Below are 11,848 nucleotides of genomic sequence, written 5' to 3' on the forward strand. Positions count from 1 at the left end.
CCCCCCGCGCCACCCTCGACGCCCCGCGTCCCCCGCGACCCCCTCGTCCCGGCGGAGGCGGCAGAGGCGGTCATCCTCCGGCGGCGGTCACCCGCCGATCGCGTCGAGTTCCTTGAGGACGTCGGCGGGCAGCTCGACACCGGCTGCCGCGACGTTCTCCCGGAGATGGGCCACCGACGACGTACCGGGGATGAGGAGGATGGTGGGCGAGCGGTGCAGCAGCCAGGCGAGGGCGACCTGGAAGGGAGCCGCGCCGAGCCGGGCGGCGACGTCGTCCAGGACGCCGGACTGCAGGGGGCTGAACCCGCCGAGGGGGAAGAAGGGCGTGTAGGCGATTCCTTCGCGGGCGCAGTGGTCGACGAGTTCGTCGTCGGTGCGGTGGGCCAGGTTGTAGAAGTTCTGCACCGACACGACCGGGGCGATCGACCGCGCCTCGGCGAGCTGCTCCGGCGACACGCCGCTGACGCCGAGATGCCGGATGAGGCCCTGCTCCCGCAGCTCCGCGAGCACGGTGAACGGTTCGGCGATCGAACCGGGGACGGGGTCCGTCATCCCGCCGACCCGGAGGTTGACGACGTCGAGCGCGTCGAGCCCGAGACGGTCGAGGTTCTCGTGGACGGCGGTGGTCAGCTCCTCGCGCGACAGCGCCGGCGGCCAGGACTTGTCGGGGGCGCGCCGGGCCCCGACCTTCGTCACGATGCGCAGGTCGCCCGGATAGGGGTGCAGGGCCTCACGGATGATCTCGTTGACGACGTACGGGCCGTAGTAGTCGCTGGTGTCGATGTGGGTGATCCCCAGCTCGACCGCCTCCCTCAGCACCGCGATCGCCTCCTCGCGGTCCCGCGGGGGTCCCCACACGCCGGGGCCCGCGAGCTGCATGGCCCCGTAGCCCATCCGGCTGAGGGTGAGGTCTTCGGCGAGCTTCAGGTCTCCGCCCGGTAGTGACGTCGGCATTGTCGGTCCTCTCAACGGTTTTCATGATCTTCACGGTCTTCGCACGCGGGATCGGCCGCGCGCCGGAGCCCCGGAGCCCCGGAGCCGATCGTCGCCCGCTCGCCACGGCCGTTCCTCGCCGCGGGTGGTCCCGCGGCACGGTCGTGGGGGCCGCCATCGAGCCGGGGCATCCGGCCACCTCGAAGTGTCCGCCGGCCGTGTGTGGCCAGGAAGTGCCCTGGTCATCCTGGGACTGGCAGGGCCAGGACGGCTGGATAGCCGTTCTGCCACCGTCGAAACATGGCCGGGAGGGGAGATCCCGGCAAACATGGCCGGGAGGGGAGATCCCGGCGGAACCGGATCAGACCCGGGGGTCGACGTGGATCTTGGGGCCGGGGCCGGCTCCCGCGGGGCGGGAGCCGGAGAGGATCTCGCCCACCTCGTCGAGCCCGACGACGGCCGCCACCAGCGGCCGGGGGTCCACCGAGCCCGAGGCGTAGTGCTCGATCGCCCCCGCCAGGCCGGGCGAGGCGCTCAGGATGCCGACGGCCGTGACGTCCTTGAGCACCAGCACGCGGGTGTCGACGGCACTGGTGGTCGGCGCCAGGCCGATGTAGACCACCCGCTTGCCCGGCTCCACCAGGTCGGCGGCGAGGGAGGGCAGGCCGGGGCCGTTGGAGGCGTCGACGACGGCGTCGAACGGGAGATCGGGAAGCCGGTCCGAGGTCCACGCCCCGTGCACCCCGAGGGTGCGGGCGAACTCCAGCGACGGCTCCGACAGGCCCATGATGTGGACCTCGGCCCCGTGCGCCAGGGCGAACCGGGCGGCGAGCAGGCCGATCGTCCCCGGCCCCAGCACCAGCAGCCGGTCACCGGGGGAGAGGTTCGCGGCCTCGACGGCCCGCAGCGCGTTGCCGCCCGGCTCGACCATCGCCCCGGCCACCGCGTCGACCGCGTCCGGCAGGACGTGCAGCGCCGTGACCGGCACGGGAAGCCGCTCGGCCAGGGCGCCCGGCCACCCGCCCCGGATACCGATCTCGAAGCGGTCCTCGCACACGTGCTGCAGCCCGCCCAGGCAGCGGCGGCACCTGCCGCAGCCGAGCATGGTGTCGCCGGTGACGCGGGTGCCGATCCAGCCGCCGTCGACGCCCTCGCCGACGGCGGAGACCGTCCCGCACCACTCGTGGCCGAGCCGCATGGGATAGCGGGCGTTGTCCTCCTCGATGTAGGCCATCTCGCCGCTGAAGAACTCCATGTCGGTGCCGCACACCCCGGCCCGTTCCACGTCGACCACGACCTGCCCGGGACCGGGAACCGGTGGCTCGACGTCCAGCACGGCGAAGCGGCGGGGCCCGGTCACGACGAACGCTCTCACGGGTGGAACCTTCCAGGCGCCGCCGGGCGAGGCGGGAGGTACAAGAATCGAGTTCCGTAGACTACCGTTCGGCAAATGAGGCTGAGAACGTGACGGCGGACCGGCGTAGTTCGCAGTGGTACGCGGGAACCGACCGCAACGCCTACATCCACCGGGCCTGGATGCGGAGAGGGCTGCCCTCGCACGCCTTCGACGGCCGGCCGCACATCGCGATCGCCAACAGCGCCTCCGATCTCACCCCGTGCAACTCCCATCTCGACGAGGTGGCCGAGAGCGTCAAGCGGGGCATCTGGGAGGCCGGTGGCGTCCCGATGAACCTGCCGGTCGTGTCGCTGGGGGAGACGCTGGTCAGGCCCACCGCGATGCTGTGGCGCAACATGGCCGCGATGGCGACCGAGGAGATGCTGCGGGCCAACCCGATCGACGGCGTGGTGCTGCTGGGCGGCTGTGACAAGACCATCCCCTCCCTGCTGATGGCCGCGGCCTCGGTCGACCTGCCCGCCGTGGTGCTCCCCGGCGGGCCCATGCTCACCGGCACCTTCCGCGGCGTGCAGCTGGGCTGCGGCACGGACGTGTGGAGGCTCAGCGAGGAGGTCCGCGCGGGCACCCTGACCGAGCAGGCGTTCCTGCGCTCGGAGTCGTCGATGATCCGCAGCAGGGGCCACTGCAACACCATGGGAACCGCCTCCACCATGGCCTGCGTCGCCGAGGCGCTCGGCACCACCCTTCCCGGCCTGGCGGGCACGCCCGCCCCCGACAGCCGCCTGCTGGAGGGCGCCCACGAGACCGGGCGGCTCGCCGTCGAGCTCGTCGAGCGGGACCTGCGCCCCAGCGCCCTGCTGACCAGGGGATCCTTCCTCAACGCCATCGTGGCGCTGGCCGCCGTCGGCGGATCCACCAACGCGGTGGTGCACCTGCTGGCCATCGCGGGCCGGCTCGGCGTCGAGCTCTCCCTCGACGACTTCGACCGCACCGGCGCGGGGGTGCCGCTCCTGGTCGACCTGCAACCGGCGGGCCGCCACCTGATGGAGGACCTCCACCGCGCGGGCGGGCTGCTGGCCGTGCTGCGCGAGGTGCGCGACCTGCTGGACCCGGACGCGCTGACGGTGACCGGCAGGCCGCTCGCCGACCACCTGGACGACGCGCGGATCTGGGACGAGACCGTCATCCGCCCGCGCGAGCAGCCGCTGCAGGAGGCCGCGGGCATCGCCGTCCTGTACGGCGACCTGGCGCCGTCCGGGGCCGTCATCAAGCCCGCCGCGGCCTCGCCCGAGCTGATGCGCCACCGGGGCCGGGCCCTGGTCTTCGACAGCGTCGAGGACATGCACGCGCGGATCGACGACCCCGGCCTCGACGTGGACGCCTCCTCGGTGCTCGTGCTGCGCGGGTGCGGCCCCAAGGGCTATCCGGGCATGCCGGAGGTGGCCAACATGCCCATGCCGGCCAAGCTCCTGGAACGCGGGGTGCGCGACATGGTGCGGATCTGCGACGGCCGGATGAGCGGTACGGCGTACGGCACGGTGGTCCTGCACGTGGCGCCGGAGGCCGCGGCGGGCGGCCCGCTCGGCCTGGTGCGGACCGGCGACCCGATCGTCCTGGACGTCGAGGCCAGGCGCCTGGACCTCGACATCCCGCCGGAGGACCTGGCCAGGCGCCACCCCTCGGAGGCGATGCGGGCGGCCTTCGCCGCGCCGTCACGGGGCTGGGAACGCCTCTACGTCGACCACGTGATGCAGGCCCACCGGGGTGCCGACCTCGACTTCCTCGTCGGCTCCAGTGGTGACGCGGTCGCCCGCGAGTCCCACTGAGGCCGCCGGCTCCGCCGGCGGAGCCGACGCCGCGTGGCGGGCCGGGCGGGCCCGGTGCGCCCGGTGCGCCCGGTGTCCGGTGTCCGGCCCGGGCTCCGCGCCGTTCCAGAACCCGTCGACGCCGGCCAGCCGCCGGTAGCGGGAGTAGGCGATCTCGTACGGCTCCCGCTGCGCGCAGGGCGGGAACGGCCGGGGCCTGAACGAGCGGCGGACCACCTCGCGCAGCTCGGTGAGGGAGCCGAGACGGCCGTCGGCCATCGCCTGGACCAGCAGGTTTCCCACGGCGGTCGCCTCCACCGGACCCGCGAGCACCGGCCGCCCGGCGAAGTCGGCGACGAGCCCGCAGAGCGTGGCACTGGCGGCCCCGCCCCCCACGAGGTGCACGGCCTCCACCCGCCGGTCGCTGAGGGACTCGGCCTGCTCCAGGGCCCACCGGTAGGAGCACGCGAGGCTCTCCAGGACGCAGCGCACCGTCTGCGCGCGGCCCTCGGGCGGCGCCTGGCCGGTCGACCGGCAGTAGGCCGCGATCCTGGCCGGCATGTCACCGGGTTCGAGGAACCACGGGTGGCCGGGGTCGATCAGGGGGCCGAACGCGGGCGCCGCGGCGGCCTCGGCGACCAGATCCGCGTACGAGGTGCGCACCCCCCAGGCCCTGCGGCACTCCTGGAGCAGCATCAGGCCGTTGAGGGCGCGGGTGAAGCGCACGGTCCCCATGACGCCGCCCTCGTTGGTGAAGCCCGCCAGCCTGGCCGCCCGGCTGGTGACCGGCGCGTCGAGCTCCAACCCCGCCAGCGAGCGGGGGCCGCAGGAGATGTGGCCGACCGAGCCGGAGGAGACGGGAAGCGCCGCGGCCGCGGAGGCGGCGTCGTGGCCGGCCACCGCGACGACCACGGTCGCGCCGGGACCTCTCCCGTTCCGGCTGATCCGCCCGCCCCCGCCGCTCCCGCCCCCGCCGCTCCCGCCGCGCAGCGGCCCGGCGACCGTGCCGGGCTCGGCGAGCCGGTGGGCGAACAGGTGGCCGGGCAGGCCCAGGCGGGTGACGATGCTGTCCGCCCACCGGCCGGTCCTGGCGTCCAGCAGCTGGCTGGTGCTCGCGACCGTCCGCTCGGCGAGCATCTCGCCGCTCAGCCAGAGCGTGAACAGGTCCGGCATCATCACCAGGTGGTCGGCCGCCTCCAGGAGCGGGGACCCGGCGTGCGCCAGCAGCTGGCAGGCCGTGGTGCCGGGTCCGGGGCGCACACCGGTCAGCTCGTAGTGGTCCTGCCAGGAGACGAGACCCGCCAGGCCGGAGGTGTAGGGGTCGAGGTGGTGGCGGGGGTTGGCCAGCAGCCGCCCGGCGCGGTCGAGGAGCGCGAAGTCACCGCCCCAGGCGGTCACGCCCACGCTGGTGAGGCGGCCGCGGGAGGCGGCCAGCGCGATGCCCCCGCGGGCCTGGGTGAGAAGTCCGAGCACGTCCCAGTACAGGCCGTCGAGAACGCGGACGGGCCGGTTGGCGAAGCGGTGCGCCTCTCGCACCGAGAGCCGTTCACCATCGAATTCGCCGGTCAATACCCGGCCGCTCTCAGGTCCGAGATCCACGGCCACGTAGACGGGCACGGTCCAAGGGTAACCGGAAAGACTTTCCTGATATGGGAGATATATCAGAAATGGTAGGTGAAACTGCCGGTGGATTCGCCTTTCTCTCCGGGCTCGGCCACGCCCGCCTTTCCCGCGGCCCTTTCGCGACGGACTCTCTCCCGGTTCACCCGCGTGGGACGTACATGATGAGAGCGACCCCCGCCAGGCACACGCCCGCGCCGATCAGGTCCCACCGGTCGGGACGGAAGCCGTCGGCCAGCATCCCCCACAGCAGGGATCCGGCGATGAACACCCCGCCGTAGGCGGCCAGGACCCGGCCGAAGTTCGCGTCGGGCTGGAACGCGGCGACGAACCCGTACGCCCCCAGCGCGACGACCCCCGCGGCGATCCACAGCAGCCCCCGCTGCTCGCGGACCCCCTGCCAGACCAGCCAGGCGCCGCCGATCTCGGCGACGGCCGCCAGCGCGAACAACAGCAGTGAACGGGCGATCGTCATGTTCGGAAAATAGCGTCCCCCCGCGGCCCGGGTGCACCCGGGCCGCAGGGGGACGTGCCGGGCCGCGTGACGGCACCGGTCCCGCGTGTCACGGTCCCGGGACGGGTGGCGGCACCGCCCCCGCGGTGCCGCCACCCACCCCCTGACCTGGCCTGCTCCCGTGCGGCCAGATGACCTCCGCTACAGCTCGCAGTTGACCTCGGTCTCCCCGCTGCAGGTGTCGGTGTCGGCTCCGCCGTCGGTGGTGTCGTTGCCACCGTTGCCGGTCAGGACGTCGTTGCCGGTGCCGCCGACGAGGATGTCGCGGCCGGACCCGCCGGAGAGGCGGTCGATGCCGGCCGAGCCGAAGATCTCGGCGAACAGGGAGGTGTTGTTGCGCACGGTGTCCTCGCCTGGCCTGACGTTGACCGTGATGGTCGAGACCCCGGAGCAGGAGGCCGTGTTGGGCCCCTGCTGGGTGCATCCGGCGCCCGCGGTCACCGAGTGCAGGCTGGAGGTCACGTTGATCTTGCCGTTGAACAGGTTGATGTCGATGCTGTCGTTCCCGGTCGTGCCCACGACGGACATGTTCCCGAACGATCCCACCGTCACGGTGGCCCCGGCCGCGTGGGCGGGGGACGCGAGGACGGCGGTGGTCGCCAGCCCGGCCAGCGTCAGGGCCAGGGCGGTGATGTTGCGACGCTTACGCGACATTGTGGTGATGCCTCTCTGATCTGTGAACTGCTGACGCCCTTTATGTAAGCGGCCATTCGGGCGGCCGTCTGTGGCGTAGTGCGCACATGGCCCGACAGGGGAAATCCGCAGGGCGGATGATTTCCGCCACCCGGCCGCCGGCCGGTTCTCCGGCGCGTCGAACGGCGGCGAGGAATTCCTCATTCCATCCTGTCCCGGACCATTCGGATTACGGGTTCGGCTCCGGGCGCGGGGGAATCTCGCGCCGCCCCTTCGAGGACAGGCCTCCGGTCAGCGGACGTCCCTGTTCGCCGCCACCAGCCACAGCAGCGGGAGCGGCGACATGACCAGCCAGAAACGGTGCGCCTCGTACCAGTGGCCGTACCCGCACGTCGGCGGCCACAGCTGGAGCCCCGCGGGCAGGAGCACGGTGGCCAGGACGAGCATGAGCTGGACGGCGACGGCGGCGACGGCGGCCTGCCTCCCCGAGGTGAACCGGACGGCGGTCGCCGAGGCGGCGAGCCCGGTCCCCAGGCACACGACGGCCTCGACCAGCAGGTCGGACAGCGGGAACAGCCGGCCCGGGGGAAGGCGGGAGACGACGACGGCGAAGGCGCCCAGCCAGACGACCGCCGCGACGGCGCCGGCGAGCAGGCAGCGCAGCCCCTGCCGGACCCAGCGGGGCACGGGGGCCGGTCCCGCGTTCGCGGCCACGGGGTCGACCAGCGCGAACGCCGCCGCTCCTCCGAGCAGGACTCCGCCGATCCGCATCAGGTCGAGCGCGGTGCCGGCCGGGAGCTCGTTTCCCGCCTCGACCAGCGAGACCATGGCCACGGTGAAAACGGCGACGGCCGCGAGCGGTGCCCAGTCGATCGCCCGCGCGAGCGGCCCGACCAGGAGGAGGGCCGCACGCGCCCGCCGGGCCCGGGGCTCACCGGAGCCCGCCGGGGGAGCACCGCTCCCGGCCGGCCGCCGCTCCCGCCCCCGCTCTCCGATCGTCAGCGACATGGCGTGCCCTCCGGTCTCGAGACGGGGAACTCCCGGTCCAGGCCCAGCAGCGGCAGCGCCCGTTCGAGCGTGGTGGAGGGCCTCATGAGCGTGCCCCAGTGGGCCCGGACGCGCTCACGCGCGCCGGGGGAGGCGAGCAGCCGCCTGGCGTAACCGACCTCGGTGTCGCCGTAGCCGACCAGGCTTCTCACGCTCAGCCGGCTGTCGACCCGAAGCGACTCGGGCCGTGTGACCGGAGCGGCCTGCCCGGTCAGCCAGAGCGCCACCAGGGTGCGCGCCTGCCCGCGGGCGTCGCACGGGAGGCGGAATCCCGCGACGTGGAACGACAGGTCCTCGGCGAGCCGTTTCCGCTGGTCGGGATGACCCCAGGACATGCCCGGCCGCACGGCGTACGCCTCGGTGTCCTCGCCGAAGAACCAGGCCGAGGTCATCTGCCGGACCTGCGGCACCAGATGCCTCCGCTCCGGCGGTACGGCCCGCACCACCGGCCCGGCGGCCTCCTCCCACAGCGGGATCCACGGCACGTACTCGGGATAGGCGCAGTAGGTGACCCCGCCGCGCTCCTCACACCGGTACGCGTGCGGCCCGAAGAAGCGGTCCCGGACGCGTGGATCGACGTCGTCCGCGCCCACCCAGCCGGAACGGATCGCGGTGACCGGCCGTGCCGCCGCCGCGGTGGCCCCCGCGGGCACCGCCACGGCGACGGCCGCGACCACCGCGACCAGGGGCCGCCGCCGGAGCCCGTACCTCAGCGACGCGACCCCGCCGGCCAGGACGACCAGGGCCAGCACGTAGACCAGGTGCGTGCCGGAGGGCCGATCGGGCCAGTCGGGATAGTGGTGCTGCATCACCGGCAGCCACCAGCCGGACGGCATGATGGACGGATTCTGGAAGATCATGAATCCGAGCGCCGCGATGACCAGCGGTCCGGCGATCAGCGAGGGCAGCCATCGGGCCACCGCCACTCCCAGCGCGGCCGCGAACGCCGAGGCGGCCACCGCGGTCAGCGGCTCGTACGGGTCCAGCGTCCCGGCGACGGGCCCCGCCAGGAGGCGGACGAGGAGATAGAGGCCGAGCACCACGGCCGTCGACAGGCCGCCGACCAACGGCGCCGCGAACAGCACGGCCCTCGTCCGGTGCTCGGCGCCGGCGGGCAGTCCGGCGAGACTCTCCGGCATGCCGTGCCGGCCGTCACGGGAGGCGGCGAGGTTCGCCACGAGCAGCACGGCTCCGGCCAGGCAGGACGCCACGCCCGTCGCGGCGATCGGATCGACGTTCATGTCCGGCTGCTGGTCGCGGCTCAGGTACGTCTGCACCGCCAGGACGAGCGCCGCGGTGCCCCACAGGACCGGATTCCGCGTCAGGCGGAGTGTCTCGAAGACGAACAGCTCCCATGACGTTCCGCGGCGGGAGAGGGCGCGGACGGCCCCGTCGCCCGCGCCCCGCTCCTCCTCGCGGCCCGCCGTACCGCGTCCGGCGTCGCGACCGGTCACGCTTCCGGCCGTGTGGCCGGTCATGCCACCGCCGCCCGCCCGCGGTCGCCGAGCAGGAGCAGGTAACCGTCCTCGACCCCCGGCTCCACCGGCACGCCGTCCTCCGGCCGGTCGCCGAGGGTGCGGTAGCGGCCGCCGGCCGTGCGCCAGAACAGGTGCGGCCCGGCGGGAGGCCGCTCGGACAGCCACACCCGCCCTGCCGCCGTCGCGGCGAGCTCGCCGGGCGTCCCGTCGAAGACCACCCGGCCCCCGTCCACGGTCACCACCCGCTCGCACAACGCCGCGACGTCCTCGGTCTGGTGGGTGGACAGCAGCACGGTGCGGCTCTCTCCGACCTTCGACACCAGCGCCCTGAACCGCATCCGCTGCTCGGGGTCGAGTCCCACGGTCGGCTCGTCCAGGATCAGCACATCCGGCTCGCCCAGCAGCGCCTGCGCGAGCGCCAGGCGCCGGCGCATGCCACCCGACAGCTTGCGCGTGCGCACCCCCGCCTGGTCCGACAGTCCCACCTCCGCCAGCACCCGGCGCACCTCACGGTGACGCTCGCGCCGATCGGTGATCTCCTTCAGGATCGCCACGTAGTCGACCAGGTCGAACGCGGTGAACTGCGGGTAGTAGCCGGGATCCTGCGGCAGGTAGCCGAGCCTCCGGCGCAACGCGGTCCGCTGGACCCGGTCCCCGGGGTCCAGGCCGAGGACCTCGACGGTGCCCGAGTCGGGAGCGAGCGTGGTGGCCAGGCAGCGCAGCAGCGTCGTCTTGCCCACTCCGTTCGGTCCGAGCAGGCCGGTGACGCCCGGCGTGACGGCCAGGTCGAGGCCGTCCAGGACACGGTTGCGGCCATAGCGCTTGACCAGGCCCTTCACGGTGATGCTCAACGGGGCTCCCCCGGGTCGAGGCGGCTGCGCCGCCGGTAGACGAGTGCGGTGAGAAGGGCGGCGGCGCAGCCGTACAGGACCTGCGCGCCCGGCTGGAACGGGACCCGCCAGCCGCCGCCGACCTCGGCCGCGACGGCGACACCGGCCAGCCACAGCCCGCCCGTGGTGAGCGCGGCGACCGGTACGGGCAGCCGGGTGGACAGCGCCAGGCAGCCCGAGGTCGCCACGAGCGCGGGCAGCAGCCACGCGGCGCTCAGCCCCGGCGGGGCGGGCAGCAGTGGCGAGGCGAGACCGGCCAGCACGAACGCCACCGTGAGGACGGCGGTCGAACGGACGAGCAGCAGCCGCGGTCCCGACAGGGGGGTGGCGGCCAGCAGCTCGTGGGCGGGGTCGACGCGCGGGCCGTAGGCGGCGGCGATACCGGCCAGCGGCAGCACCGGAGCGGTCACCAGGAAGAACGGCAGGGCGCCGGCCGTGTTCCTCGCGGCGAGCACGCCGAAGGCGAGCACGGCGAGTACGGCGGCCGGCCACGCCCTGCCGAGCGTCGGGGTAACCGTCACCAGCCGCGCCACGTGACCGGGCAACCCGACGAGGCGCAGCAGCCGCTCGGCCGGACGCGGCCTGGGCCGGCCCGCCCGGTCCTCAAGGCGCTGCCAGGAGCCTTCGAGCCACTCCCGCTCGTACGGGACGGCCGCCCGGCAGACCGGGCAGCCCCCGAGGTGCGCGTCGACCGACATGGCCCGCACCGGGTCCAGTTCCCCGGCCAGATAGCCGTCCAGCAGGTCGCCGGGGATGTGCCAGGTGCTCATCGGCCGCCGGCCTCTCCGGGCTCGCCGTGCACGCTCATGCCAGGTCCTTTCGCAGACGCGCCCTCGCGCGCATCGCGCGGGTCTTGACGGTGCCCTCGGGGATACCGAGGAGTCGAGCGGCCTCCCTGACGGTGAGGCCGTCGAGCACGGTGGCCTGGATGACCGCGCGGAGCTCGGGCGTGAGCCTGCGGATCGCCGCGTCGAGGTCGCCGTGCTCCACGCGGACCAGGACCAGGTCCTCGGCCGACTCGACGGTGCTCCGCGCCTCGTCGAGGTCGTGGCCCTGGCCGATCCAGCGCGCCCCGCGGCCGCGCAGCACCGAGACCAGCCTGCGCATCGCGATCGTCCAGAGCCACCCGGCGGCGTCGCCGCCGGTCGGGCTGAAGCGCGCGGCGGACCGCCAGACGGCCATGAAGGTGTCCTGGAGGGCGTCGTCCACCGCGTCGAGGTCGGCACAGCGGCGTGCCAGGCGCGCCCGCAACCAGGGGGCGTGCCGCCGGTGCAGGATGCGCAGCGCGGCCATGCTCTCGGCGGCGATCGCGGCGATCAGTTCCGCGTCGTCGCTCTCGGCGGTGACAGGGGGAGGATCCCGCCGCCATGGGGAGAAAAGGCTCACATCTCATCTATCGCACGGAGCGAGGGTGAGGGTTCTCTCCTCACGGCGGCGTGCCGCGAATCTCACGGCGGCGTGCGGCGAACCTCACGGCGGTGTGCCGCGAACGGGGAGTTCCCGGCCGTGCCACGCCCCGCCGGGCGCCGGGAAGATTAAAACGTGGCAACGGATGGCGGCCCGGCTGCCGG

General features: G+C 74.0%; 11 protein-coding genes. 1 reads left to right on the forward strand and 10 read right to left on the reverse strand.

The features are described from left to right. Positions 1 to 87: 87 nt before the first annotated feature. Both AB0F88_RS35395 and AB0F88_RS35400 read right to left on the reverse strand, forming a co-directional pair. Complete coding sequence (locus AB0F88_RS35395; RefSeq protein WP_362694542.1) at positions 88 to 954, reverse strand: oxidoreductase; 867 nt, start codon at positions 952 to 954, stop codon at positions 88 to 90. 340 nt (positions 955 to 1,294) lie between these two features. Next, positions 1,295 to 2,308 carry an alcohol dehydrogenase catalytic domain-containing protein gene (locus AB0F88_RS35400; protein ID WP_362694545.1) on the reverse strand — a complete coding sequence of 338 codons (1,014 nt, stop codon included), beginning with the start codon at positions 2,306 to 2,308 and terminating at the stop codon, positions 1,295 to 1,297. Positions 2,309 to 2,397: 89 nt separating this feature from the next. On the opposite strand from AB0F88_RS35400, the gene AB0F88_RS35405 reads away from it, so the two are divergent. Continuing rightward, positions 2,398 to 4,116, forward strand: a complete 1,719-nt coding sequence (locus tag AB0F88_RS35405) for an IlvD/Edd family dehydratase (RefSeq protein ID WP_362694548.1) — start codon at positions 2,398 to 2,400, stop codon at positions 4,114 to 4,116. Here the strand turns inward: AB0F88_RS35405 and AB0F88_RS35410 are convergent. The 8 genes from AB0F88_RS35410 to AB0F88_RS35445 all read right to left on the reverse strand — a co-directional run bounded on the left by AB0F88_RS35410 (position 4,003) and on the right by AB0F88_RS35445 (position 11,663). Continuing rightward, positions 4,003 to 5,712, reverse strand: a complete 1,710-nt coding sequence (locus tag AB0F88_RS35410) for an FGGY-family carbohydrate kinase (protein ID WP_362694551.1) — start codon at positions 5,710 to 5,712, stop codon at positions 4,003 to 4,005. The two genes, AB0F88_RS35405 and AB0F88_RS35410, sit on opposite strands and share 114 nt — an antisense overlap. Before the next feature lie 145 nt (positions 5,713 to 5,857). After that, complete coding sequence (locus tag AB0F88_RS35415; RefSeq protein ID WP_362694554.1) at positions 5,858 to 6,190, reverse strand: YnfA family protein; 333 nt, start codon at positions 6,188 to 6,190, stop codon at positions 5,858 to 5,860. A 180-nt stretch (positions 6,191 to 6,370) separates the two neighbouring features. Further along, on the reverse strand, positions 6,371 to 6,883 hold the full coding sequence (locus AB0F88_RS35420) for a hypothetical protein (RefSeq protein WP_362694557.1): 513 nt from the start codon (positions 6,881 to 6,883) through the stop codon (positions 6,371 to 6,373). Between the two features lie 270 nt (positions 6,884 to 7,153). Beyond that, positions 7,154 to 7,870 carry a hypothetical protein gene (locus AB0F88_RS35425; RefSeq protein WP_362694560.1) on the reverse strand — a complete coding sequence of 239 codons (717 nt, stop codon included), beginning with the start codon at positions 7,868 to 7,870 and terminating at the stop codon, positions 7,154 to 7,156. Beyond that, positions 7,861 to 9,387, reverse strand: coding sequence for a hypothetical protein (locus AB0F88_RS35430; RefSeq protein WP_362694563.1), 1,527 nt, complete (start codon positions 9,385 to 9,387; stop codon positions 7,861 to 7,863). Before AB0F88_RS35430 ends, AB0F88_RS35425 begins: the two co-directional genes overlap by 10 nt. Continuing rightward, a complete protein-coding gene (locus AB0F88_RS35435) occupies positions 9,384 to 10,238 on the reverse strand; it encodes an ATP-binding cassette domain-containing protein (protein WP_362694566.1) in 855 nt (284 codons plus the stop codon). The genes AB0F88_RS35430 and AB0F88_RS35435 overlap by 4 nt, the downstream gene beginning before the upstream one ends. Then, positions 10,235 to 11,047, reverse strand: coding sequence for a zf-HC2 domain-containing protein (locus AB0F88_RS35440; protein WP_362694569.1), 813 nt, complete (start codon positions 11,045 to 11,047; stop codon positions 10,235 to 10,237). Before AB0F88_RS35440 ends, AB0F88_RS35435 begins: the two co-directional genes overlap by 4 nt. Before the next feature lie 34 nt (positions 11,048 to 11,081). Beyond that, positions 11,082 to 11,663: a sigma-70 family RNA polymerase sigma factor gene (locus AB0F88_RS35445; RefSeq protein ID WP_362694571.1), complete on the reverse strand. Its 582-nt coding sequence runs from the start codon at positions 11,661 to 11,663 to the stop codon at positions 11,082 to 11,084. Positions 11,664 to 11,848 lie beyond the last annotated feature (185 nt).

Source organism: Streptosporangium sp. NPDC023963 (assembly GCF_040639135.1).
Classification (GTDB): Bacteria; Actinomycetota; Actinomycetes; order Streptosporangiales; family Streptosporangiaceae; genus Streptosporangium.